General features: G+C 71.7%; 18 protein-coding genes. 7 read left to right on the top strand and 11 right to left on the bottom strand.

What is annotated here, in order from left to right:
- Positions 1 to 58: 58 nt before the first annotated feature.
- The 4 genes from rpoC to pxpA all read right to left on the bottom strand — a co-directional run bounded on the left by rpoC (position 59) and on the right by pxpA (position 10,129).
- A complete protein-coding gene (gene rpoC / locus L0965_RS08390; protein WP_060958393.1) occupies positions 59 to 3,934 on the bottom strand; it encodes a DNA-directed RNA polymerase subunit beta' in 3,876 nt (1,291 codons plus the stop codon).
- Positions 3,935 to 3,973: 39 nt separating this feature from the next.
- Positions 3,974 to 7,474 carry a DNA-directed RNA polymerase subunit beta gene (gene rpoB, locus L0965_RS08385; protein ID WP_101306901.1) on the bottom strand — a complete coding sequence of 1,167 codons (3,501 nt, stop codon included), beginning with the start codon at positions 7,472 to 7,474 and terminating at the stop codon, positions 3,974 to 3,976.
- A 262-nt stretch (positions 7,475 to 7,736) separates the two neighbouring features.
- Positions 7,737 to 9,377 carry an urea amidolyase family protein gene (locus tag L0965_RS08380; RefSeq protein ID WP_198553640.1) on the bottom strand — a complete coding sequence of 547 codons (1,641 nt, stop codon included), beginning with the start codon at positions 9,375 to 9,377 and terminating at the stop codon, positions 7,737 to 7,739.
- Positions 9,374 to 10,129 (bottom strand): 5-oxoprolinase subunit PxpA, encoded by a 756-nt coding sequence (gene pxpA / locus L0965_RS08375; protein ID WP_101306903.1) that lies wholly within the window; start codon positions 10,127 to 10,129, stop codon positions 9,374 to 9,376. Before pxpA ends, L0965_RS08380 begins: the two co-directional genes overlap by 4 nt.
- 159 nt (positions 10,130 to 10,288) lie before the next feature.
- Here pxpA and L0965_RS08370 point away from each other — a divergent pair, with 159 nt between their 5' ends.
- The 3 genes from L0965_RS08370 (at position 10,289) to L0965_RS08360 (ending at position 12,319) form a co-directional block, all read left to right on the top strand.
- The gene (locus tag L0965_RS08370; protein ID WP_101306904.1) at positions 10,289 to 11,152 is read left to right on the top strand and encodes a spermidine synthase; all 864 of its coding nucleotides are present in this window, start codon (positions 10,289 to 10,291) and stop codon (positions 11,150 to 11,152) included.
- A gap of 106 nt (positions 11,153 to 11,258) precedes the next feature.
- Positions 11,259 to 11,780, top strand: a complete 522-nt coding sequence (locus tag L0965_RS08365; protein ID WP_060958389.1) for a hypothetical protein — start codon at positions 11,259 to 11,261, stop codon at positions 11,778 to 11,780.
- 29 nt (positions 11,781 to 11,809) lie between these two features.
- Positions 11,810 to 12,319: a SprT-like domain-containing protein gene (locus L0965_RS08360; protein ID WP_061781892.1), complete on the top strand. Its 510-nt coding sequence runs from the start codon at positions 11,810 to 11,812 to the stop codon at positions 12,317 to 12,319.
- A 378-nt stretch (positions 12,320 to 12,697) separates the two neighbouring features.
- Here L0965_RS08360 and L0965_RS08355 read toward each other — a convergent pair whose 3' ends face one another.
- Positions 12,698 to 13,339, bottom strand: a complete 642-nt coding sequence (locus L0965_RS08355; protein WP_061781893.1) for a 2-phosphosulfolactate phosphatase — start codon at positions 13,337 to 13,339, stop codon at positions 12,698 to 12,700.
- A gap of 39 nt (positions 13,340 to 13,378) precedes the next feature.
- Between L0965_RS08355 and L0965_RS08350 the strand changes: the two genes are divergently transcribed.
- Positions 13,379 to 13,912 (top strand): hypothetical protein, encoded by a 534-nt coding sequence (locus L0965_RS08350; protein WP_101306905.1) that lies wholly within the window; start codon positions 13,379 to 13,381, stop codon positions 13,910 to 13,912.
- A gap of 41 nt (positions 13,913 to 13,953) precedes the next feature.
- On the opposite strand, the gene L0965_RS08345 is transcribed toward L0965_RS08350, so the two are convergent.
- The 5 genes from L0965_RS08345 to L0965_RS08325 form a co-directional block, all read right to left on the bottom strand.
- Complete coding sequence (locus tag L0965_RS08345) at positions 13,954 to 15,423, bottom strand: FtsX-like permease family protein (RefSeq protein ID WP_374198333.1); 1,470 nt, start codon at positions 15,421 to 15,423, stop codon at positions 13,954 to 13,956.
- Entirely contained in the window at positions 15,420 to 16,181 is a 762-nt protein-coding gene (locus L0965_RS08340) for an ABC transporter ATP-binding protein (RefSeq protein ID WP_101306906.1), read from the bottom strand. Before L0965_RS08340 ends, L0965_RS08345 begins: the two co-directional genes overlap by 4 nt.
- Before the next feature lie 128 nt (positions 16,182 to 16,309).
- A complete protein-coding gene (locus L0965_RS08335) occupies positions 16,310 to 16,966 on the bottom strand; it encodes a response regulator transcription factor (RefSeq protein ID WP_060958385.1) in 657 nt (218 codons plus the stop codon).
- Positions 16,963 to 18,201: a sensor histidine kinase gene (locus L0965_RS08330; RefSeq protein WP_101306907.1), complete on the bottom strand. Its 1,239-nt coding sequence runs from the start codon at positions 18,199 to 18,201 to the stop codon at positions 16,963 to 16,965. The genes L0965_RS08335 and L0965_RS08330 overlap by 4 nt, the downstream gene beginning before the upstream one ends.
- A gap of 144 nt (positions 18,202 to 18,345) precedes the next feature.
- Complete coding sequence (locus L0965_RS08325) at positions 18,346 to 18,798, bottom strand: Lrp/AsnC family transcriptional regulator (RefSeq protein WP_101306908.1); 453 nt, start codon at positions 18,796 to 18,798, stop codon at positions 18,346 to 18,348.
- Positions 18,799 to 18,870: 72 nt separating this feature from the next.
- On the opposite strand from L0965_RS08325, the gene L0965_RS08320 reads away from it, so the two are divergent.
- The 3 genes from L0965_RS08320 (at position 18,871) to L0965_RS08310 (ending at position 22,314) form a co-directional block, all read left to right on the top strand.
- Positions 18,871 to 20,385: a DUF6421 family protein gene (locus L0965_RS08320; RefSeq protein WP_374198332.1), complete on the top strand. Its 1,515-nt coding sequence runs from the start codon at positions 18,871 to 18,873 to the stop codon at positions 20,383 to 20,385.
- Entirely contained in the window at positions 20,378 to 21,049 is a 672-nt protein-coding gene (locus tag L0965_RS08315) for an SDR family oxidoreductase (protein WP_101306909.1), read from the top strand. The genes L0965_RS08320 and L0965_RS08315 overlap by 8 nt, the downstream gene beginning before the upstream one ends.
- A 143-nt stretch (positions 21,050 to 21,192) precedes the next feature.
- Positions 21,193 to 22,314 carry a low specificity L-threonine aldolase gene (locus L0965_RS08310; protein WP_101306910.1) on the top strand — a complete coding sequence of 374 codons (1,122 nt, stop codon included), beginning with the start codon at positions 21,193 to 21,195 and terminating at the stop codon, positions 22,312 to 22,314.
- Between the two features lie 42 nt (positions 22,315 to 22,356).
- Here the strand turns inward: L0965_RS08310 and L0965_RS08305 are convergent, their stop codons facing one another.
- Positions 22,357 to 24,294, bottom strand: coding sequence for a M3 family metallopeptidase (locus L0965_RS08305; protein WP_101306911.1), 1,938 nt, complete (start codon positions 24,292 to 24,294; stop codon positions 22,357 to 22,359).
- Positions 24,295 to 24,323: the final 29 nt, after the last annotated feature.

Raw genomic sequence — 24,323 nt, 5'->3', positions numbered from 1 at the left:
CGGCTCGCGGGAACGGCGAAGGGCCCCAGGAACGCGTCCTGGGGCCCTTCGCTCGCGATCAGTTGTAGGTGCCGGGCGTGAAGTCGTCCGTCGAGAAGCTGTCGAAGTCGACATAGCTCAGGTCGGCGTCGCTGTACGCGCCGTCCGAGGCGAAGATGCGGTTGGGGTACCGCTCGCTCTTGGCCTCCTCCGTCGCCTCGACCACGACGTTGCGGTACTTCGCAAGGCCGGTGCCGGCGGGGATGAGCTTTCCGATGATGACGTTCTCCTTGAGGCCGACGAGCGGGTCGCTCTTGCCCTCCATGGCCGCCTGCGTCAGGACGCGGGTGGTCTCCTGGAACGATGCCGCCGACAGCCACGACTCCGTCGCGAGCGACGCCTTCGTGATACCCATCAGCTCCGGACGGCCCGACGCGGGGCGCTTGCCCTCGGCCACGGCCTCGCGGTTGATCTGCTGGTAGCGCTTGAAGTCGACCAGCTCACCCGGAAGCAGCGTCGTGTCGCCGTGGTCGACCACGGTGACCTTCCGCAGCATCTGGCGCACGATGACCTCGATGTGCTTGTCGTGGATCGGCACACCCTGCGAGCGGTACACGCCCTGCACGCCGCCGACGAGGTACTTCTGCACCTCGCGGGCACCCTGCACGCGCATGACCTCCTTGGGGTCGAGCGTTCCGACGAGGATCGGCTGACCGACCGTGACGCGCTGGCCCTCCTCGACGAGAAGCGTCGCGCGCTTCAGGACGGGGTAGACGTGCGGCTCGTCGCCGTTATCGGGCGTCAGGATGACCTTCTTGGCCTTGTCGGTCTCATCGATCTTGATGACACCGTCGGCCTCGGCGATCGGGGACGCGCCCTTGGGGGTACGCGCCTCGAACAGCTCCTGCACACGGGGCAGACCCTGCGTGATGTCGTCGGCCGACGCGGAACCACCGGTGTGGAAGGTACGCATCGTCAGCTGCGTGCCGGGCTCACCGATCGACTGCGCCGCGATGATGCCCACGGCCTCACCGATGTCGACGAGCTTGCCGGTCGCGAGCGAACGGCCGTAGCACTTCGCGCAGACACCGACGGCCGAGTCGCACGTGAGCACCGAGCGGACCTTGATGGTCTCGACGCCGGCGGCCACGAGCTTGTCGATGAGCACGTCGCCCACGTCGTCCCCGGCCTCCGCGACGATCTCGCCCGAGGGCGCGACCACGTCGGCGGCGAGGGTACGGGCGAACACCGAGTTCTCGACGTTCGCGTCGCGCACCAGCGTGCCGTCGGCACCCGGAGCGGCGATCGTGAACTCGAGGCCCTTGGAGGTGCCGCAGTCGTCCTCACGGATGATGACGTCCTGCGAGACGTCCACGAGACGACGCGTCAGGTAGCCCGAGTCGGCCGTACGGAGGGCCGTGTCGGCCAGACCCTTACGGGCACCGTGCGTCGCGGTGAAGTACTCCGCGACCGACAGCCCCTCGCGGTACGAGGAGATGATCGGGCGGGGCATGATCTCACCCTTGGTGTTGTTGACCAGGCCTCGGATACCCGCGATGTTACGGATCTGCAGCCAGTTACCACGGGCGCCCGAGCTCACCATGCGGTTGATGGTGTTGTCGGCCGGGAAGTTGGCCTTCATGGCCGCCTGCACCTCGTCGGTCGCCTCGGTCCAGATCTTGATCTGCTCCTGACGACGCTCGGCGTCGGTCACGAGACCCTTCTCGAACTGGCCCTGGACCTTCTGCGCCTGCTTCTCGTACTTGGCGATGATCTCGCCCTTGTTCGGCGGGGTCAGGATGTCGCTGAGCGCGACCGTGACACCCGAGCGCGTGGCCCAGTAGAAGCCGGCGTCCTTGATGCGGTCCAGGGATGCCGCGACCTCGACCTTGGGGTACTCCTCGGCCAGCTTGTTGACGATCTGCGACAGCTTGCCCTTGTCGGCCTGCTCGCGCACGAACGGGTAGCCCTTGGGGAGCGTGTCGTTGAAGATCGCCTGACCGAGCGAGGCGTCCACGAGACCGTGGCGCTCGTAGCCCTCGGGGGCTTCGCCCTCGAGGAAGGTCAGACCGGGGATGCGGATGCGCACCTTGGCCTGCAGGTCGAGGGTGCCCTCGTCCTTCGCCAGGATCGCCTCGCCGACCGAGCCGAACACGCGACCCTCGCCCGCGGCGCCCTCCTTGACCGTGGTCAGGTGGTGGAGGCCGATGATCATGTCCTGCGAAGGCAGGGTGACCGGACGGCCGTCCGACGGCTTGAGGATGTTGTTCGACGCGAGCATCAGCACGCGGGCCTCGGCCTGGGCCTCGACCGACAGCGGCAGGTGCACGGCCATCTGGTCGCCGTCGAAGTCCGCGTTGAAGGCGGCGCAGACGAGCGGGTGCAGCTGGATGGCCTTACCCTCGACGAGCTGAGGCTCGAAGGCCTGGATGCCGAGACGGTGCAGCGTGGGCGCACGGTTGAGCAGCACGGGACGCTCGCGGATGATCTCCTCGAGCACGTCCCAGACCTCGGGACGCGTGCGCTCGACGGCACGCTTGGCCGCCTTGATGTTCTGCGAGTGACCGAGGTCGATCAGGCGCTTGATCACGAACGGCTTGAACAGCTCCAGCGCCATCTGCTTGGGCAGGCCGCACTGGTGGAGCTTGAGCTGCGGGCCGACGATGATGACCGAACGGCCCGAGTAGTCCACGCGCTTGCCGAGCAGGTTCTGACGGAAGCGGCCCTGCTTGCCCTTGAGCATGTCGGACAGCGACTTCAGCGCACGGTTGCCGGTGCCGGTGACGGGGCGACCGCGGCGGCCGTTGTCGAACAGCGCGTCGACGGCCTCCTGCAGCATCCGCTTCTCGTTGTTGACGATGATCTCGGGGGCACCGAGGTCGATCAGGCGACGGAGACGGTTGTTGCGGTTGATCACGCGGCGGTACAGGTCGTTCAGGTCGCTGGTGGCGAAGCGCCCACCGTCGAGCTGGACCATCGGACGCAGCTCCGGCGGGATCACCGGGACGACGTCGAGCACCATGGAGGCCGGGCTCATGCCGGTCTGCAGGAACGAGTTGACGACCTTGAGGCGCTTGATCGCGCGGATCTTGCGCTGGCCCTTGCCCTCGGAGATCTGCAGGTGCAGCGACTCGGCCTCGGCGGCCAGGTCGAACGCCTGGAGGCGACGCTGGATCGACTCCGCGCCCATGTAGGCCTCGAAGTACTGGCCGAAGCGGTCCTGCAGCTCGTGGAAGACGTCGTCCTCCTGCTTGAGCTGGCCGACCTCGAGGCCGCGGAACTCGTCCCACATGCGCTCGAGCTTGGCGACCTGGTCGTCCGCGTTCTTGCGGATGGAGGCCATCTCCTTCTCGGCGGCGTCCTTGACCTTCTTCTTCTGGTCGGCCTTGGCGCCCTCGGCCTCGAGTGCCGCGAGCTCCTCCTCCAGCTTGGCCAGACGCGTCGCCACACGGGCGTCGCGGCGGTCGCCGAGGTTCTTGATCTCGAGGCGGAGGTTCGCCTCGTGCGTGGGCATGTCGCGGTGGCGGGCGTCCTCGTCGACCGAGATCACCATGTACGCGGCGAAGTAGATGACCTTCTCGAGGTCCTTCGGCGCCATGTCCAGCAGGTATCCGAGGCGCGAGGGCACGCCCTTGAAGTACCAGATGTGGGTGACGGGGGCGGCGAGCTCGATGTGGCCCATGCGCTCACGGCGGACCGAGCTCTTGGTGACCTCGACGCCGCAGCGCTCGCAGACGATGCCCTTGAAGCGGACGCGCTTGTACTTGCCGCAGGCGCACTCCCAGTCGCGGGAAGGTCCGAAGATCTGCTCGCCGAACAGACCGTCCTTCTCGGGCTTCAGGGTGCGGTAGTTGATGGTCTCGGGCTTCTTGACCTCGCCGTACGACCAACGACGGATGTCGTCAGCGGTGGCCAGGCCGATGCGAAGCTGATCGAAAGTGGTGGACTCGAGCACTGGTTCTCCTGTGTCTCAGAAAGTTTCGTAACGGCCGGGTCAGATCTCGTCGATGGACGAGGACTCGAAACGGCTGGAGATGTTGATGCCGAGCTCCTCCGCGGCGCGGAAGGCCTCGTCATCCGTGTCACGGAGGTTCACCGCGGTGCCGTCGGCCGAGAGGACCTCGACGTTCAGGCAGAGCGACTGCATCTCCTTCATGAGCACCTTGAACGACTCGGGGATGCCGGGCTCCTGGATGTTCTCGCCCTTGACGATGGCCTCGTAGACCTTCACGCGGCCGACGATGTCGTCGGACTTGATCGTCAGGAGCTCCTGGAGCGCGTACGCGGCGCCGTAGGCCTCGAGGGCCCACACCTCCATCTCACCGAAGCGCTGACCGCCGAACTGCGCCTTACCACCGAGCGGCTGCTGGGTGATCATCGAGTAGGGGCCGGTCGAACGCGCGTGGATCTTGTCGTCCACGAGGTGGTGCAGCTTGAGGATGTACATGTAGCCGACCGAGATGGGCGCCGGGAACGGCTCGCCGGAGCGGCCGTCGAACAGCGTCGTCTTGCCCGAGCTGTCGATGAGACGCTCGCCGTCGCGGTTGGGCAGCGTCGAGTCGAGCAGACCCGCGATCTCCGCCTCGTGCGCGCCGTCGAACACCGGGGTCGCGACCTTCGTGCCGGGAGCGGCCTCGCGGGCCTCCTCGGGCAGGTGCACGGCCCACTCCGGGGTGCCCTCGACCTTCCAGCCCTGCTTGGCGATCCACCCGAGGTGGGTCTCCAGCACCTGGCCGAAGTTCATTCGACCCGGGATGCCGAGCGGGTTGAGCACGACGTCGACCGGCGTGCCGTCCGCGAGGAACGGCATGTCCTCGACGGGGAGGATCTTCGCGATGACGCCCTTGTTGCCGTGACGGCCGGCGAGCTTGTCACCCTCGGTGATCTTGCGCTTCTGGGCGATGTAGACCACGACGCGACGGTTGACGCCCGAGCCCAGCTCGTCGTCGCCGTCCTCGGCGTTGAACTCCTTGACGGCGATGATCGTGCCCTGCTCGCCGTGGGGCACCTTCAGCGAGGTGTCACGGACTTCGCGGCTCTTCTCGTTGAAGATCGCGCGCAGCAGGCGCTCCTCGGCGCTCAGCTCGGTCTCACCCTTGGGCGTGACCTTGCCGACGAGGATGTCGCCGGGACGCACCTCGGCGCCGATGCGGACGATGCCGCGCTCGTCGAGGTCCTTCAGCAGGTCGGGGCTGACGTTGGGGAGGTCACGGGTGATCTCCTCCTTGCCGAGCTTGGTGTCGCGAGCATCCACCTCGTACTCCTCGATGTGGATCGAGGAGAGGGTGTCGTTCTTGACGAGGTCCTGGCTGAGGATGATGGCGTCCTCGAAGTTGTGACCCTCCCACGTCATGAACGCGACGAGCAGGTTCTTCCCGATCGCCAGCTCGCCGTTCTCGGTGGCGGGGCCGTCGGCGATGACCTCGCCGACCTCGACCCGGTCGCCCGCCGAGACGATGACGCGCTGGTTGTAGGAGTTGCCCTGGTTGGAGCGGTCGAACTTGCGCAGGAAGTAGTCCTTCGTGCCGCCCTCGTCGAGCTGCACGGTGACGACGTCGGCGGAGACCTCCATCACGACACCGGCCTTGTCGGCGGTGATGACGTCACCGGCGTCGATCGCGGCGTAGCCCTCCATACCGGTTCCGACGAACGGCGAGTCGCTGCGCAGCAGCGGCACGGCCTGACGCTGCATGTTCGCACCCATGAGGGCGCGGTTGGCGTCGTCGTGCTCGAGGAACGGGATGAGCGAGGTGCCGACCGACACCATCTGGCGCGGCGAGACGTCCATATAGCCGATCTCGTCGGCGTGGAACAGGTCGACCTCGCCGCCCTTGCCGCGGCGGGCGAGGACGCGCTCGGTGGCGAACGAGCCGTCGGCGGCGAGCTCGGCGCCCGCCTGCGCGACGATGTAGTCGTTCTCCTCTGATGCCGTGAGGTAGTCGATCTGGTCGGTGACCTTGCCCTCGACCACGCGGCGGTACGGCGTCTCGATGAAGCCGAACGCGTTGATGCGGGCGAACGAGGCCAGCGAGCCGATCAGACCGATGTTCGGGCCTTCCGGGGTCTCGATCGGGCACATGCGGCCGTAGTGCGACGGGTGGACGTCGCGGACCTCGACGCCGGCGCGCTCACGCGACAGACCGCCGGGGCCCAGGGCCGACAGGCGGCGCTTGTGGGTCAGACCCGCGAGCGGGTTGTTCTGGTCCATGAACTGCGACAGCTGCGAGGTTCCGAAGAACTCCTTGATCGCGGCGACGACCGGGCGCACGTTGATCAGGGTCTGCGGCGTGATGGCCTCGATGTCCTGCGTGGTCATGCGCTCGCGGACGACGCGCTCCATGCGGGACAGACCCGTGCGGACCTGGTTCTGGATGAGCTCGCCGACGGCGCGGATGCGACGGTTGCCGAAGTTGTCGATGTCGTCGACGTCGAGACGGATCTCCGCGGCCTGACCGCCCCGGACACCCGGGATCGTCGTGTCGCCGTTGTGGAGGGCGACGAGGTACTTGATCGTCGCGACGATGTCGTCGACGGTGAGCACCGAGTCGCTCAGCGGCTTGTCGAGGCCGAGCTTCTGGTTGATCTTGTAGCGACCCACCTTGGCCAGGTCGTAGCGCTTCGGGTTGAAGTAGAAGTTGTCCAGCAGCGCGCGGGCGGCCTCGGCGGCGACCTGCTCGCCCGGACGGAGCTTGCGGTAGATGTCGCGGAGCGCGTCCTCCTTGGTGAGGATCGTGTCCTTGCTCAGCGTGTCGGCGATCGACTCGTAGCCGGCGAACTCGGCGAGGATGTCCTCGCTCGACAGGCCGAGGGCCTTGAGGAAGACGGTGACGGACTGCTTGCGCTTGCGGTCGATGCGCACGCCCACCTGGTCGCGCTTGTCGATCTCGAACTCGAGCCATGCGCCACGGCTGGGGATGACGCGCGCCGAGACGATGTCCTTGTCGCTGGTCTTGTCGGGGGTCTTGTCGAAGTAGACGCCCGGGCTGCGGACCAGCTGGGAGACGACGACACGCTCGGTGCCGTTGATGATGAACGTGCCCTTGCCGGTCTGCAGGGGGAAGTCGCCCATGAAGACCGTCTGGGTCTTGATCTCACCGGTGAGGTGGTTCATGAACTCGGCCTCGACGTACAGCGGCGCGGCGTACGTCTTGCCGCGCTCCTTGCACTCCTCGATCGAGTACTTCTCCGGCTCCAGGTACGGGTTCGTGAAGCTCAGCTGCATCGTCTCGCCGAGGTCCTCGATCGGCGAGATCTCCTCGAAGATCTCCTCGAGGCCGCTGGTCTCGGGCACGTCGGTGCGACCGGTCTCCTTCGCCTCTGCGACGCGAGCCTTCCAGGCGTCGTTGCCGACGAGCCAGTCGAAGGACTCCGTCTGCAGCGCGAGAAGGTCGGGGACCGTCAGCGTGTCGGAGATCTTGGCGAACGACAGGCGCGATGCGCCGCGGCCGTTCTTGGGGGTGGTGGTGGAATTGGTTGCGTTGCGCGCAGCAGCCAAGGGGATTACCTCCATGAGCCCGGGCAGGGGCTGGTTTCCTTGTCGTCAGGTGGAGTGCTCCGTTCCACTCCTGCGCAACACACCCCGACATGTCGGGGGCGCACAGGCACAAGCCGACCACCATATGAGGGCATGGGGGAAGGGAGCGCAACTACCCACTATAGTCCGGGCGACGCGCCATGTCCAGTCGATTCTTGACGCGTGCCGGATGCTGCGGTATAAACGCGCGACGCGGCGTCCGCCCGGCACCGTGCGGAGCCGCTCAGGGGACCGTCCGTGCGTGGCGGAAGCGGATGCGGGTGCCCGGTCGCGCCTGGCCGAGCGCGTCGCGGTCGGCGTCCGTGACGACCGCGACGACGGGATAGCCGCCCGTCACCGGACCGTCGGGCCCGAGGATGACGGGGCGCCCGTCCGGGGGCACCTGGATCGCCCCCGGGAGCATCCCCTCGCTCGGAATCTCGGCGGTGTCGGTGCGCTCGAGCCCCGGTCCGTCCAGACGGATGCCGACGCGGTCGGCCTGTGCGGACACGGTCCACACGGCGTCGAAGAGCGGCGCGAGCGTGCGGACCAGGTGTGCGCGCGGGCCGGGGGCGAGCGCGACCTCGAGGTCGGCGCCGGGCGGGCTCCACGGCCGCAGGTCGTCGGCGGGGAGGGGCCCCGCCACGGCGTCGCCGACGACGAGCGCCGTGTCCGCCGACAGCGGCGACGGCCCGAGACCGGCGAGGGTGTCGGTCGCGCGCGAGCCCCACAGCCGCGCGGCCTCGACGCCGCCGCGCAGGGCGAGGTAGCCGCGCGCGCCGTGATCGAACCAGTCGATGCGCAGCTCCGCACCCGGCGGCCAGCGATGGGCCGCATACGGGTCGACCGGGCGACCGTCCAGGAGGACCGGACCCCACGCCCCGGCGACCGCGAACCAGACGTCGTCGGATGCCGAGGCCTCGCGTACGGCGCGGAACCCGCCCATCGTGATCTCGATGCCGGCGGCGTTCTCGTCGGTGCCGACGAGCCGGTTCGCCGTCCGCAGTGCCGCCCGATCGGCGGCTCCGGAGACCGCGACGCCCGCCGCGAGCGCGCCCGGCCGCCCCTGGTCCTGCACGGTGGCGAGCAGCCCCGGCGCGAGGACGCGGATCGCGGCCGCATCCGCATCCGCTCGTCCGCCCGCGGGCGCTGCCGCGCGCCCATGAGAAACCATCGGCGCACCGAGACCACGCTCGGCATGCGATGTCTCGGTGCGCAATCGCGGTCTCGCGGACACGGCGGGCGTCGCGGAGGCGGCGGAGAGGGGCACGAAGCGGACGAGGTCGCCGGGCTGGAGGAGCGCGGGGGTCGCGGCATCCGGATCGAACAGCGGCGCCGAGGTCGTGCCGATCAGCTGCCACCCGCCGGGCGTCGCGCGGGGGTACGCGCCCGAGAACGCGCCGGCGAGGCCGACCGCGCCGGCCGGAACGCGGGGGCGCGGACGTGCACGTCGCGGCACGTCGAACCGCCAGTCGGGGCTCACGAGATAGCCGAAACCGGGCGCGAAGCCCGTGAAGGCGACCGTCCAGCGCGCAGCGGCGTGCCGGCGCACCAGCTCGGCGGGCCGGATCTCGAGCAGGGATGCCGCCTCCGCGAGGTCGTCGCCGTCGTAGACCACCGGGATCTCGACCGTGCGGGGCGTGCGCGCCGGCGCGGGCGTCCCGTCGGCGACGGCCGCGGCGATCCACGCTCGCGCCGCCGTCAGCGGCAGCACGGCGGGATCGACGACCACCAGCACCGTCCGCGCGGCCGGGACGAGGTCGACGACCCCGTCGATGCGCCCGGACGACAGCCGCGCGTGGAGGGCGAGCACGCGCTCGAGCCCATCCGTCTCGACGAGCAGGCCGCGGTCGCCGAACGGGCGGACGGAGACGGCGTCGGTCACCACGGCGCCGCGACCGCGATGCCCGCGGCATCCAGGGCGCGCCGCACGGCGCGGGCCATCTCGACCGCGCCCGGGGAGTCGCCGTGCACGCACAGCGACACCGCGCCGGTGTCGAGCAGGGTGCCGTCGACGGCCTCGACCACGCCGTCGCGCGCGAGCCGCACGGCGCGGTCGGCGACCTGACCCGGGTCGTGGAGGAGGGCGCCGGGCGCTCCGCGCGGAACGAGCGTGCCGTCGGGCAGATAGCCGCGATCGAGGAACGCCTCGAGACGGAAGGGCAGCCCGGCGCGAGCCGCCTCGGCGGCGATGAGGCCGTCGAGGCCGAGGATCGGGACGGCGCGCCCGAGCCGGGCGGACAGCGCGGCGACGGCGCCGACGACCGCCGCGGCGTGGGCCGCGTCGTCGCGGACCGCGTGATAGAGCGCGCCGTGCGGCTTGACGTAGCGGATGTCGGCGCCCGCGGCGTCGAGGGCGGACAGCTGCGCGTCGAGGCTCGCCCGCAGGTCGGCCGGGCCGATCGCGAGCCGCGCCCGCCCGAAGCCGGCCCGGTCGGGATAGGACGGGTGCGCGCCGATCGCGACCTCCGTCACCGTGGAGCGTTCGACCGCCGCGCGCATCGCGGCGGCGTCGCCGGCGTGGCCGCCGCAGGCGATCGAGGCGCTCGAGATCACCGCGAACATCGCGTCGTCGTCGCCGGTGGGCACCCCGTCGACCGTCTCGCCCAGATCGGCGTTGAGATCGATGACCGCCACGCTCCGAGCGTACCCGCGGGGTCCTCGACGCGGCGCACGCAGCCGACGTGCACAACTCCTCCTCCTTGTCGCACGGCGAGGCTCTCGCAGGTGATGGGGCAGGTCGAGGCGGAGTTGTGCACGCTGCTCCCGACCCGGCACGCCCGGTAGCGTGGGGGCATGGCCCGGGCACGCGTGGAGGACGACGGACCGCAGGCGCGCCTGTCCGACGGCACGCTCGCGCGCGTCGTGCCGAGCCGGTTCGCGGGCGGGTACGAGCTCGACGTGGACGGCACGCCGCAGTCGCACGTCGACCTGGACGACCCCAGCCACCTCCACTTCGAGTACGTGGCACGGATGGGCGCGGTCATCGACCGTCTCCGGATGCCGCGGCAGCCCCTCACCGCCGTCCACCTCGGCGCGGGCGCCCTCACCCTCCCCCGCTACGTCGAGCACACGCGGCCGGGCTCGCGCCAGCAGGTGATCGAGCTGGAGCAGCCGCTCGTCGACCTCGTCCGCGCGCAGCTGCCGCTCCCCCGCGGCGCGCAGATACGGGTGCGGATCGGCGACGCCCGCGACGTCGCCGCCCGACTGCCGGCCGGGCTGCAGGGCGCCGCCGACCTCGTCGTGTCCGACGTCTTCGCCGGGGCGCAGACTCCCGCGCACCTGACGACGGTGGAGTACTTCCGCATCCTCGCGGGCCTGCTCGCTCCCGACGGCGTACTGCTCGTCAACGTGGCCGACGGCGCCGGCCTCGCCTTCGCGCGCCGCGAGGTCGCGACGGTGCGGGCGGTGCTGCCAGAGGTGATCGTCCTCGCGGAGGTGCAGACGCTCAAGGGGCGCCGCTTCGGAAACCTCGTCATCGCGGCCTCGCCGTCGCCCCTTCCGATCGAGTGGCTCCCGCGCCTGATGGCCGCGGGCCCCCACCCGGCGAAGGTGGCCCAGGGCGCCGAGCTCGACGAGTTCGCCCGGGGCGCGCAGGTCGCGACGGATGCCGACGCCACCGCATCCCCCAAGCCCGCCGCATCGGTCTTCGAGCGTTGAGAATCCGGCGGCGCGGCGTGTGCGCACGGGCTCGCCGCGGCGGTCGGGTGAGACTGGACGGGCGCGCCGCACGCCCGCGCGATCCCGACGGAGGAGGGGGCTGCCGATGAGCTACATCAAGGGATACGACCCGCAGACCCTGCGGGAGATCGTCGACCCCGTCGACTGCCGGGAACGCCTCGACGAACTGGGAGACCAGCGGAGCCTCCCCGCGCTCCTCGAGCGGGTCTGGCTGCTGAAGGTGCTCGATCGCCTCGACGAGTCGCTCGTCGTGTCCGAGCAGTCGGTGCGGGTCGCCCGCATGGGCGGCACGCGCAAAGACCTGCTGCGCGCACGGATCCTGCACGCGAGCGTGCTGCAGTTCCGCGGGGCGTTCGCGGCAGCGCACCAGGAGCTGACGACCTGCGCCGAGGAGGCGGAGGGCCAAGGGTGGGCCGCCCTGGCCGCGTTCGCCTTCCAGCACCGCGGGAAGGTGAGCTACGAGGCCGAGGACTTCGCCGACGCGCGCGCCGACTTCAAGCGCGCCCTGTTCCTGCGTCAGCAGGCGGGTGCTCCCGAGGAGCAGCTCGAGTCGACGCTGCTCGCCATCGAGGCCGCCGATCGTCGTCGCACGGCTGTCGCCAGCTGAATGTCGCAGCCCCTCCCTAGCGTGACCGCATGACCGATCTGGACGTCGTCCGGCGCGAGGCCGAAGAGCTGATCCACGCGCATCTCGACACCTCCTGGACGTTCGCGTTCGACAACGCGAAGCGACGGGCCGGCGCCTGCGACTACACCCGCCGGCGCATCACCGTGTCGCGCTACCTCGCCGCCCGCTACGACGACGAGACCAACCGGCAGACGCTCCTGCACGAGGTCGCCCACGCCCTCGCCGGCCCGCGCACCGGCCACGGGGCGGCGTGGAAACGCACGGCGCGCGCACTCGGCTACACGGGCGGAACCACCCACCACGGCGAGACGGCCACCGAGCTCGCCCCCTGGGTCGGCGTGTGCCCCGCGGGTCACGTCGCCTATCGGCACCGCCGCGCGACGCGCCCCACCTCGTGCGCCCGGTGCTCGCGCTCGTTCGACGACCGGTTCCTGTTCACCTGGACCCGGCGCGAGATCTCCTCGGCCACGCGGCGCGCGGCGATGACACCGCGCGAGACCGTCGGCGCCGGGCGCTGACGGCGCCGCTGCCGGGCGCCGCGTTTCGACTCGTCGCTGCGCTCCTCACTCAACGACCGGGGGTGCGGGGCGGGCGGGCGTTTCGACTCGTCGCTGCGCTCCTCGCTCAACGACCGGGGGGGGTGCGGGGCGGGCGCCGCGTTTCGACTCGTCGCTGCGCTCCTCGCTCAACGACCGGAGGGTGCAGGCGGGCAGGCGTTTCGACTCGTCGCTGCGCTCCTCGCTCAACGACCGGGGGGTGCGGGGCGGGCGCCGCGTTTCGACTCGTCGCTGCGCTCCTCGCTCAACGACCGGAGGGGGTGGCGGGGCCCCGGTCGTTGAGCGAGCGCAGCGAGTCGAAACGCCCCGAGCCGAGCGGAAGCACCCCGAAGCGCCGGGTCAGGCGTAGGCCACGAACACGCCCGCGCGCAGGACGGGCGCGGATGCCGCGGCATCCACCTCTGCGGCCGCGAGCACCTCGTCACGCGCGTCACGTCCGATGAGCTCCTGTCCCGAGCCGCTCGCCGTGAGGAGGTGGCGCACGGCGGGCCGCAGCCCGCGGAAGGCCTCGCCCGCGGCGGCGGCTTCGGGCGACGTGTGGTCGATGCCGCGCGCACCCAGGGCGTCGATGACGGCTCCCGCGCCGAGCAGGTCCTCGACGGCGAACCGCAGCCGCGCATCGGACTCGCGGCCGGAGAGCTCACCGGCGGCGAGCACGAGGATGCTCGTGCGCGCGCCGCGGCGGCGCTGCTCCGCGAGGATCGCGTCGGCCACGGCGGCCGCATTCACGAGCGCACCGAGCAGCACGACGGCGCCGGTCGCGCCCGCACGCGCCGCGATCGCGGCACCGTTCACCGACGCGGCGTGCGCGGCGTCGTCCAGCGCCACCGCGTCTCCGGTCGCGACGCGGCGGGCGACCGTGCTGGAGAACCGCAGGACGTCGACGACGACCACGACGTCGGACGCCGCGACGCGATCGAGGCCGTCGGCACCCCATTCGAGGCGCACCTGGTACCGGGACTGATCGAACGGGGAGGCCATGTCTCCAGGCTACGGGGGCACCGGTGCGAGACTGGCGGTATGCGGATCATGCTCAAGCTCGTCCTCGACTGCGATGCGGATGCCGCGTGGCGCGCCCTGCACTCACCGCGTGCGGTCGCCGACCTCTACGGTCCGTTCCTCGACCTCGCGCCCCTCGCCGCCGAAGGCCTGCCGACCAGACTCGTGCCGGGCGCCGACGTCCCGGTGGCGATGAGCGTCGCCGGCGTCATCCCGCTCGGATCGCAGCTGATCCACGTCAGCGAGCGGCACACGGTCGACGCCCACGGCCCCGTGCGGATCTTCCGCGACAGCGGCATCCCGCTGACGGGACCGCTGGCCGCCCTCGACGTGTGGGACCACCAGATGGCGGTGGCGCCGGCGCCGGGCGACCCGTCGAAGACGCTGTGGCGCGACCGGCTCGTGATCGGCGGGGCCGCCGCGCCCGCGCTCTGGCCGGTGCTCTGGGCGACGTGGCAGTGGCGCGGCGCCCGCCTCGCCGCGCTCGCGCCGACCTGGGCCTTCGACCCCGACGCCCACCGCGACGAATCGCCGGCTGTCGCGGTCGAAGCCTGACCGCGACAGCCGGCACCGGACACCCCCAGGCATCCGGGTCCTCACTCGGCGAGCGCCTCCACGGCCGTCACCCGCGTCGCCAACCGCGTCGGGACGACCGTCGCGACGACGGTGAGGAGCGCAGTGGCCAGCACCACGACGAGCACCGGCATCCATGGCACGGCCGGGACCACCAGCGTCGGCGCGGAGAGCGCGGGCGGCACGGCCACCGAGCCGAGCAGCGACTGCGCGGCCACCCACCCGTAGGCGACGCCCAGCACGAGCCCGAAGGTGAGCGCCGTGATGGTGACGTGCACGGCCTCGAGCAGCACGACCCGTCGCACCTGGCGGGAGGAGAGGCCGAGTGCCCGCAGCAGTCCGAGCTCGCGACGTCGCTGGACGACGCCGATCGTCAGCAGGTTGACGAGGCCGACGGCGGCGATCACGGCCGAGACGGCGACCAGCCCCATCATGATGGCGGCGAAGGTGTCGAGCACGCGATCGAGCTCCGCGGGCGGCGTTCCCCCCGACGACGACGCGATCACGGCTTTGACCGACGCGCCGGCGACCGCGAACATCACGACGAGCGTCACGCCCATGACCACCCCGATCGCCATGCGGCTCGCCCGCTCGGGGTAGCGCAGGGCGTTCTCGGCCGCGAGTCGCGCCGGCGCCGACCGACCGAACAGGCGTCCGGTGAGGCGCAGCAGCGGCGGCATGACGATGACGGCGCCGAGGGTCAGGCCGGTGAAGGACAGGATGCCGCCGAAGAAGGCGACGATGACGCCGAGCGGCGACACGAGCCCGACGACGACGCCTCCGGCCAACAGCGCCGCCCCGGCGAACGACAGGATCACGGCCGCGACATCGCGCGCCGGCGAGCGGGTCTGCTCGTGCGTGCGCGGGGCCGATCCGGCGAGCGCCTGCAGCGGGGTGACGGTCAGCACCCGCCGCGATCCGCTCCATGCACCCGCCCACGTGGTCAGCGCGACGACGGCGGCGGGCAGCAGCAGCACCGGCTGCGCGACGGCGTAGCCGGCCATGATGCCCAGCAGCGCGTCGGCGAGGCGCACCAGGACGGCGGCGGCCGCGGTGCCCACCGCCAGACCGACGGCGGCACCGATGATCCCGACGCCGAGACCCTGGCGGCCGACCTCCTGGCGCTGGGCACGAGCGGACGCGCCGATGAGGCGCATCATGGCGATGTGACGGGTGCGCCCGGCGACGATCGTCGCGAAGGTGTTCGCCGTCACGATCGCGGCGACGTACACGGCGACACCGACGAGCAGGACGCTGAGGATGCCGAGCACGATCGCGACCGTCTCGCTGTTGCCGAGATACGGGTCGGCGCGCGCCCATGCCGCGATGTAGCCCGTCGCGGTGAGCAGCAGCACCCCGAACGCCGCGGAGATGGCGGCGACGAGCACGGTCGCGCCCATCCCCCGCTCGCGCACCCACGCGAGCCGCGACGCGCGGGACGTGATCGCCGCCGGCGCGCCGAGCGAGACCGGATCGGCCACGGCGGCGCTCACACCGCCACCTCGGACGCGAGCATGAACGCCGAGACCTGCTCCGCGCTCTGCCGGGGCTTGTCGGCGACGACCCGCCCGTCCCCGAGGAAGAGGACGCGATCGGCGTGGGCGGCCGCGATCGGATCGTGGGTGACCATCGCGATCGACTGCCCGTGCTCGCGGCTCGCGGTCCGCAGCAGCGCGAGCACCTCACGGCTGGAGCGCGAGTCGAGGTTGCCCGTCGGCTCGTCGGCGAACACCAGGTCGGGTGCGGTGGCGAGGGCGCGCGCGATCGCCACGCGCTGCTGCTGCCCGCCCGACAGCTCGTGGGGGCGGTGCCGCAGTCGATCGCGCACGCCGAGGGAGTCGATGAGGCTCTCGATGCGGGCGCGCTCCAGCGCCGTGGGCCGGCGCCCGTCGAGGTCGAACGGCAGCAGGATGTTGCTCAGCGCGTCGAGGGTCGGCACGAGGTTGAAGGACTGGAAGACGAAGCCGATGCGCCGGCGCCGCAGCAGGGTGAGCTCGAGGTCGGACAGCCCCGTGATCTCGGTGTCGCCGATCCAGGCACGGCCCGTCGTGGCGGCATCCAGTCCGGCCATGATGTGCATGAGCGTGGACTTGCCCGACCCGGAGGGCCCCATGATCGCGGTGAACTCCCCGCGACGGATGCCGACGGTCACGCCGTCGAGTGCGCGCACCCCCGTCTCGCCGGCTCCGTAGGTCTTCGTGACGCTCTGCACCCGGGCGGCGAGGCCCAGCTCGGTGGTCGTGATCTCCATATCCCTCACGCTACGGACGCGACCACGGGCACCGCGTCGGCCTGCGGTCGCGAACGCGTACATCGCGAGGATGACGCACCCGGACGGTCGGGGGCGGCCCCGCCGCCGACCGGCGGGTCATCCGCGGGTCAGGCCAGCCCGTGCTCGAAGGCGAACACGACGAGCTGCACCCGGTCGCGGAGGGAGAGCTTGCCGAGGATGCGGCTGATGTGCGTCTTCACGGTCGCCTCGGAGAGGAACTCCCGTTGCGCGATCTCGGCGTTGGACAGTCCTCGGGCGGCGAGGGCGAAGATCTCGCGCTCGCGATCCGTCAGCTCGGTGAAGGTCTCGGGGATGGTGCGCGACGGCTCGGAGAACTGCGCGAACAGCTCGCGGGTCGCCGAGGCGGCGATGACCGCCGATCCCGACTGCACCGTCCGGATCGCGGCGAGCAGGAACTCCGGGTCGGCGTCCTTGAGGAGGAAGCCGCTGGCCCCCTGCCGGATCGCCCGCGCGGCCGCCTCGTCGAGGTCGAAGGTGGTGAGCATGACGATGCGGGGCGGGTCGGCGGCCAGCGTCGGATCGGCGAGGAGCTCGGCCGTCGCGGCGAGGCCGTCCATCACCGGCATCCGGATGTCCATCAGCACGACGTCGGGCCGGGTCTGGCGCACGACGCGCACGCCCTCGGCGCCGTCGCCCGCCTCGCCGACGACCGCGAGGTCGGACTGCGAGTCGATCACCATGCGGATCCCCGCACGGAAGAGGGCCTGGTCGTCGACGAGGACGACCCTGATCGGGGCGCTCATGCCTGTCCCCCGGCGGCGGCGGACGGTGCGATCGGCAGCCGCGCCCGCACGACGAACAGGGCGCCCTGCCGGCTCGCGTCGAGCTGGCCTCCGACCAGCTGCGCACGCTCGCGCATGCCGATCAGGCCGTGCCCGCGGTACTCCTCGGCGGATCGGTCGCCGGCGACGGAGCCGCCCGCGGTCTCGACGGGGGCGACGGGATTGCGCACGGTCAGTTCCACTCCCCCAGCGTGCCACGCGAGATCGACGCCCACGGCCGCATCGGCGCCGTGGCGGAGCGCGTTCGTGAGCGCCTCCTGCAGAATGCGGAACACCGCGAGCTGCACGGCCGCGGGCACCTCCCCGACCGGCGCCGGATCCACGTCGACCCGGAGCGTCACACCCGCCGCACGCACCTGCGCGTAGAGCTGCTCGAGGTCGGCGAGGGTCGGCTGCGGGCCCTCGGCCTGCGTGTGGCGCAGCTGGGTCAGCAGCATCCGGACGTCGGAGAGCGCGGCGCGGGCCGTCGTGGAGATGGTGCCGAGCGTCACGGCGGCGACGGCGGGGTCGGATGCCGCGGCGTACCGCGCCCCGTCGGCCTGGGCGATGACGACGGCCAGCGAGTGGGCGACGACGTCGTGCATGTCTCGCGCGATGCGGGTGCGCTCCGCCTCGGCGACGGCGGTGGCCTCGGCGAGCTCCTGCGCGCGACGGTTCTCGCGGGCGCGCAGGCTCGTTCTGACCAGGGCGCCGGCGGTCCAGGCGAGCAGGAGGGCGAAGGCGGCGGAGGCGAAGGTCGCCGCGGTGGCGAAGACGTAGGTGCCGATGCCGCTGGTGGTCCACTGACCGAGCACGAGCGGCATGACGATGATGTAGATCGCGATGGCCACCGCCCCCAGCAGCGACGACGCGAACCCGAACCAGAAGGTGCGCCGCGCGCCGTAGGCCGCGGTCGTGTAGAGCACCCCGAAGATGGCGATGTTCGCCGGCAGCGGCGGCAGGCCGGTGGCCATCTGGAGGACCGCGGCGGCCCAGCAGACCGCGAGGGCGAGCTCGGGTGCCAGGCGGCGGACCGCGGCGGCCCCGGAGAAGACGAGGGTGAGCGCGAGCGCGACGATCAGCGCGACCCGCGAGGGGACCATCGCCGACCCGATCCCGTCGGACGGCACGAGCGTCGCGAACAGTGCGAACAGCGCGAACAGGCCGGCCGCGACGATGTCGACGGTCAGCTGCATGCGGGTCAGCGTCCGAAACACGCTACGACGCTACGCGACCGCCGCGCGCGGCGGCATCCATCGAGCGATGTATCGCCGTCGGCGCGCGCCGGGCCGGATCGGACCGCTTGGTCCGCGCGGTCTGCTTGGCCCGCGCGGCCCGCCTGGTTCGCGCGGTCCGCGCCGTCAGCCCGACTGCGGCACCAGCGGTCGGTGCTCGTAGAAGGTCTGCAGCACGACGGTCGTGCGGGTGCGGACCGCGGCGGCGAGCCGGATCTCACGCACGAGGTCTTCGAGGGCGCGCGGCGACGCGACACGGGCGAAGAGCATGTAGCTGGCGTCACCGGCGATGGAGTGGCAGGCCTCGATCGCGTCGAGGTGCTCGAGGAGCTCGGGGGCGTTGTCGGGCTGAGCCGGGTCGAGCGGCGTGATCTCGATGAAGGCGGCCAGCGGGCGCCCGACCGCCTCGGCGTCGACGAGCGCGCGGTAGCCGGTGACGACACCGCGCGACTCCAGCCGCTTGAGGCGGGCCTGGACGGCGGAGATCGAGAGCCCGACCGCGGCGGACAGGTCGGCGAGCGTCATCCGGCCGTCTCGCGAGACCTCGGCCACGATCCGACGGTCGACATCATCTTCCATGCATGGAAGAATATCCGATGCAAGGCAGTCTTGCCGTAAATATTCCTGTCTCGACGAGCGGAGGTGCCCACCATGTCCCTTTACACGCCCACGAAGTCCGTCATCGGAGAGCCCGAGGTCGTCGAAGACGACCGACCCATGGTGCCGCTCGTCGAAGACGACCGACCGATGGTGCCGCTCGTCGAAGACGACCGACCCATGGTGCCGCTCGTCGAAGACGACCGACCGCTCGAGCAGCAGCCCGCCTGGCAGGCGCTGAAGGATGCCGTCGGCCGGCTGCAACCGCTGCAGGCGCAGGACGGCTCGGTTCCCGGCGACGCCGACCGCGCCGTCGCCGCCGACCTCATCGACACCATCGCCGCCGGCATCCGCACCCTCGCACCGCTGTTCCCGCACGACGCCGACTACCTCTCGACCTGCGTCGTCGACCTCCGCCGGTGGGCGGACGCCGACTTCCCCGTGCCGGACTTCCTCGACTCGCTGGTCGCCTTCCAGCCCCAGCGCGCCCGTGTGGATGGCCTCCGCCACCTCGTCGTGTTCCCGATGTACACGCAGAACGGGTCGCGCGACCGGCACCTCGAGGCCGTGCTCTGCGAGGTGATCTGGCCGGAGTTCATCGGCGAGCTGGAGCAGACCTACACCAACGGCCTGTTCGTCTCGCTGCGGCTGATCGACTTCACCTCGGGCTACGACACCAACTCCGCCGTGCTCTTCCCCGAGACGGTGGCGATGCGCGAGATCCCCTCGTTCACGTGGGGGGCGATCTTCCAGGACCGCGAGGCCGCACGCTTCCGGCGGGTGGTGGCCGCGGCATCCGAGATCACCAAGCTCGACGTGCCGGACGGCGTCGCCCGGATGCTCGCCGATCAGGGCCTCACCGAGCGGACGTTCGTCATGTGGGACCTCATCCACGACCGCAGCCACATGCGCGGCGACCTGCCGTTCGACCCGTTCATGATCAAGCAGCGCATGCCCTACTTCCTCTACACGCTCGAGGAGCTGCGCTGCGACCTCACGGCGTACCGGGAATGCGTGGGCATCGCCGCGCGACTGTCGGCACGCGCGGCGGACGGTCACCCGCTGACGGATGCCGAGACGGCCATGCTCGACCACGCGCGCCTGGTGCAGTACGCCGTGATCTTCGATCGGATCTTCCGGTTCGCGATCACCGGCTCGCGCGTGCGCAACTACGACGGCCTCGGCGGCCAGCTGCTGTTCGCCTGGCTGCATCGGCGCGGGGTGCTGCACTGGACCGACACCGCGCTCGCCTTCGACTGGGACGGGGTGCCGGACGCCGTCATCGCCCTCAGCGACGCGATCGACCGCCTGTACTGGGAGTCGATCGACCGCCCCAAGGTCGCCCACTGGCTCGCGGCCTACGACCTGGTGCGCAGCGTCGTGACCCCGCATCCGGCCTCGGCCTGGGCGCACGGCCTGCCCGACGACGTGCTCGCCGGCGCGCCGAAGGGGTACACCGACGCGGTGCTCGACGACGAGTTCCCGCTCTCGATGTTCTTCGAGGCGCTCGACAAGAAGATGCAGGGCGTCATCGCTTCGACGGCGGGCATCACGGGTCGCGATGGGTGACGGGGTCCGCGGGCGCACGGTCGTGATCGCGGGTGCCACGAGCGCGAGCGGGCGCGCGGCGGTGCACGCGCTCCGGAGCGCCGGGGCGGTCGCGATCGCCGTGGGCCGCGACGACGCGAAGCTCGGCGGGCTGCGCGATCTCGGCGCGCGGACCGCGGTGTGCGATCTGACCGACGAGGCCGAGGTGGGCGCGTTCGCGGCGGCGCTCCGCGCCGACGGGACGCCGGTGGACGGCATCCTGCACCTCGTCGGCGGATGGCGCGGCGGCGGCGGGCTGCCGGGCCAGAGCGACGCCGACTACCGCGCGCTCGAGGCCGGACTGACCGCCCAGCGGCACGTCACCCGCGCTTTCTGGGGCGACCTGATCGCCTCGGATGCCGCGCGGGTCGCGATCGTCTCCTCGACCGCGGTCGCGCGCCCGCTGGCGGGGGGCGCCAACTACGCCGCCGTCAAGGCGGCGGAGGAGGCGTGGGCGCGGGCGATGGCCCAGGGGTTCGCTGCGGATGCCCGCGGCGCGCACCGCGCGCCGGCGGCGGCATCCACGATCTTCCGGGTGCGCGCGCTCGAGGGCCTGGAGGAGGAGCTCGCGGCGGCGTTCCTCGGCCTCTGGGACCGGGGAGCGGACGAGGTCAACGACGCCGTCATCACCCTCGGCCCGGGCTGAACTCCTCCATCGCACGCCCCTGGCCGCCGGACGCGGCCCTGTCGCCCCATACGCCCGCCTCGATGGAGGAGTTCGGGCCAGGGGGCGGCGAGCCGCGGTCTGCGACGTCGCGGACTCGCGCCCCCGAACTAGATTGGATACCCGTGACCACTCTGCATGACACGACCGCCCGCGGCTTCGCCAGCGACAACTACTCCGGCGTCCACCCCGAGATCCTCGAGGCGATCGCCGCGGCGAACCACGGCCACCAGATCGCCTACGGCGAAGACGCCTACACGATCCGTCTGCAGGAGGTCTTCCGCCGCCACTTCGGCGAATCCGCCGAGGCGTTCCCCGTCTTCAACGGCACCGGGGCCAACGTGGTGGGCCTGCAGTCGATGCTCCCCCGCTGGGGCGCCGTGATCGCGGCATCCACCGCCCACATCAACGTCGACGAGGGCGGCGCGCCCGAGCGGGTGGCCGGGATCAAGATCCTGAACGTCCCCACCCGCGACGGCAAGCTCACCCCCGAGCTCGTCGACCGCGAGGCCTGGGGCTGGGGCGACGAGCACCGCGCCCAGCCGCTGGTGGTCTCCATCACCCAGTCGACCGAGCTCGGCACGCTGTACACCCCCGACGAGATCCGCGCCCTCGCCGACCACGCCCACGCCCACGGCATGCGCCTGCACCTCGACGGCGCCCGGATCTCCAACGCCGCCGCCGCCCTCGACGTCCCGCTGCGCGCCTTCACGACCGACGCCGGCGTGGACGTGCTGAGCTTCGGCGGCACGAAGAACGGCGCGCTCGGCGGCGAGGCGGTCGTCGTCCTGAACCCGGATGCCGCGGAGGGCCTGCTCTTCCTGCGCAAGCTCAACATGCAGCTCGCCTCGAAGATGCGCTTCATCTCCGCGCAGCTGGTCGCACTGCTGGAGGGCGACCTGTACCTGCGCAACGCCCGGCACGCCAACGCGATGGCCCAGCGCCTGCGCGCCGGCGTCGAGGCGGGCATCGCGGACGGGTCGATCACCGGGGTGGGCTTCAGCCAGCCGACGCAGGCCAACGGGGTCTTCGCGACCCTGCCCGACGGCATCGCCGACGCGCTGCGCGAGAGCTTCCGCTTCTACGACTGGGGCCCCGCCGGCGGAGGCTCGACGGAGCGCGACGGCGATCCGTCGAGTGCCGGTGGGGAGGATGCCGCGAAGAACGAGGTCCGCTGGATGTGCTCGTTCGACACGTCGGAGGACGACGTCGACGCGTTCGTCGCGGAGCTCGCGCGCCTCACCTGATCCCGGCGCGGCCGGGCTCTCACCGCCGCATCCGCGGAGCGGTCACGCCCCGGCGAGCCACTCCCGGTACGCATCGAACGCGTACGGGCGCCCGAGGAAGGCCTCGACGAGCGCGGTCGCGTCGCGGCGTCCCCCGGGCTCGAGGATCTCGCGCCGATAGCGGGTCGCGGCCTCGGCATCCATCAGATCGCCCCCGAACCCCGAGAGCAGGTCGCGGGCGATCACGAGGCTCCACTGATACGTGTAGTAGCAGGCGCCGTATCCCGTCAGATGGCCGAAACCGGCGTACGGATGCCGGGCCCGCAGCGGCTGGACGGGACTCGTCGAGGCGTACCAGTGCTCCGTCGCGGCCTGCAGATCGGCCGGTCGATCCACGTGCAGGTGGTACGACACGTTGGCGTGACCGAGCTGGCGCCGCACCTCCAGCGCACGGCCGAAGCCGTCGGCGACGCGCATCTTGGCGACCAGATCGGCCGGAATGGGCTGCCCGTCGGCGTCGGCGGTGAAAGAGGCGAGGACCTCGGCATCCCAGGCCCATTCCTCGAGGAGCTGGCTGGGTGCCTCGACGAAGTCCCACTCGGTCGCGACGCCGGAGAAGCGGACGAAACGCTGATCGCCGCCGAGGATGTCGTGCACGAGGTGGCCGAACTCGTGGAAGAAGGTGACGACCTCGTCGTGCGTCATCAGCCCGCGCGAGAAGTTGCACAGCAGCACGGCCTCGGGGAGCACCCGTCCGGTCACCCCCGGGGCGAGCGGGAAGCACGCGGCGTGGTTGTACTTGCCGTCGCGCGGATGCAGGTCGAGGTGGATGCGACCGAGCCGCTCCCCGGCACGCACGACGTCGTAGGAGCGGACGTCGTGGTGCCAGGTGGGCACGTCGACCGGCACGTACTCGACGTCGAGCAGCCGCGACGTGGTCGCCAGGACGCCCGGCAGCACGCGGTCGAACGAGAAGTACGAGCGCACGAGCTGCGCATCGACGTCGTGCCGCTCGCGGCGCAGGGCGCTCAGCAGGTAGAAGAAGTCGGCGATGGTCACCTCGGTGGCGGCGGGGTCGTCGCGCTGGAGCCGCGCGAGGAGCACGGGGTACTCCGCCGCGGCGGCCGCCGCCGAGGCCTCGTCGAGGCGCGCGAGGAACTCCGCGATGGCCGCGCTGCCGCCGTCCGGGCGACCGGCGCCGATCATCCGCGTCTCGGTCTCGAAGTCCGCCCAGTCGCCATACCCGAGCAGCTGCGCCCGCTCCGCCCGCACGGCGAGCAGCTCCGCGAGGACGGCGTCGTTCTCGGGCCAGGCGAGGTCGTTGTAGGCCTCGACGAGCGCGGTGCGCGTGGCCCGGTCCGTCGCGTATTCCCGTACGGGCATGAGGTCGGTGTACTCGGTGGTGAGCACGACGAGGCCGTCGTCGCCGACGGGGTGGTCGTCGATGAAGTCCTGCGGCAGGCCGGCGAGCCCCGCGGGCGGCACCCGGATCTCGCGCCGTCCGTCGCGCACGTTGCGCGAGAACTCCAGGCTGAGCTGCGTGTCGCGGTCGGTGAGCTCCCGCACGCGCTCCCGCTCCGCGTCGGGAAGGGCGACGCCGCCGCGCCGGAAGTCGCGTCGCAGGTGGTCGAGCAGCCGGCGCTGATCGGCGTCGAGACCGTCGTCCGGCAGGTCCGCGAACGCGGCGAAGAGGCGGTCGTCGAGCAGTCGCGCGGCCGACAGGGCCTCCAGCGCCTGCACCTGCTCCTCCGCGGCGGCGCGCACCGCGGCATCCGGATGCGCCTCGCTGAGCAGATACGCCTCGCTCGTGGCCTGCCGCAGGGCGAGGTCGGCGTCGTTCCACAGCTCCAGGCGTGTCGCGGCGTCGAGGTCGTCGTCCGCCGCGGCGAGGCGTGCGTCGAGGTCGGCGACGAGGGCGACGGCGGCGGCCGGGCGGGCGGACGCGAAGGCGCTCCAGCCCGGGGCGTCGGTCGGGAAGGCGAGGGGCTCGATCGCGGTCATGCTCCGAGCCTACGACGGCGCGCCGTTGG

The sequence above is a fragment of the Microbacterium sp. NFH-22A-Y genome (assembly GCF_021401375.1).
Classification (GTDB): Bacteria; Actinomycetota; Actinomycetes; order Actinomycetales; family Microbacteriaceae; genus Microbacterium; species Microbacterium hominis.
This window is presented reverse-complemented; position numbering and strand designations above follow the sequence as displayed.

Excerpts from the sequence above, each read along its gene's own strand:
- L0965_RS08355 (WP_061781893.1), bottom strand. The coding sequence starts at position 13,339 with ATGGCCTCCCCGTTCGATCAGTCCCGGTACCAGGTGCGCCTCGAATGG.
- L0965_RS08315 (WP_101306909.1), top strand. The coding sequence starts at position 20,378 with ATGGGTGACGGGGTCCGCGGGCGCACGGTCGTGATCGCGGGTGCCACG.
- L0965_RS08350 (WP_101306905.1), top strand. The coding sequence starts at position 13,379 with ATGCGGATCATGCTCAAGCTCGTCCTCGACTGCGATGCGGATGCCGCG.
- L0965_RS08370 (WP_101306904.1), top strand. The coding sequence starts at position 10,289 with ATGGCCCGGGCACGCGTGGAGGACGACGGACCGCAGGCGCGCCTGTCC.
- L0965_RS08320 (WP_374198332.1), top strand. The coding sequence starts at position 18,871 with ATGTCCCTTTACACGCCCACGAAGTCCGTCATCGGAGAGCCCGAGGTC.
- L0965_RS08335 (WP_060958385.1), bottom strand. The coding sequence starts at position 16,966 with ATGAGCGCCCCGATCAGGGTCGTCCTCGTCGACGACCAGGCCCTCTTC.
- L0965_RS08325 (WP_101306908.1), bottom strand. The coding sequence starts at position 18,798 with ATGGAAGATGATGTCGACCGTCGGATCGTGGCCGAGGTCTCGCGAGAC.
- L0965_RS08365 (WP_060958389.1), top strand. The coding sequence starts at position 11,259 with ATGAGCTACATCAAGGGATACGACCCGCAGACCCTGCGGGAGATCGTC.
- L0965_RS08360 (WP_061781892.1), top strand. The coding sequence starts at position 11,810 with ATGACCGATCTGGACGTCGTCCGGCGCGAGGCCGAAGAGCTGATCCAC.
- L0965_RS08305 (WP_101306911.1), bottom strand. The coding sequence starts at position 24,294 with ATGACCGCGATCGAGCCCCTCGCCTTCCCGACCGACGCCCCGGGCTGG.
- L0965_RS08340 (WP_101306906.1), bottom strand. The coding sequence starts at position 16,181 with ATGGAGATCACGACCACCGAGCTGGGCCTCGCCGCCCGGGTGCAGAGC.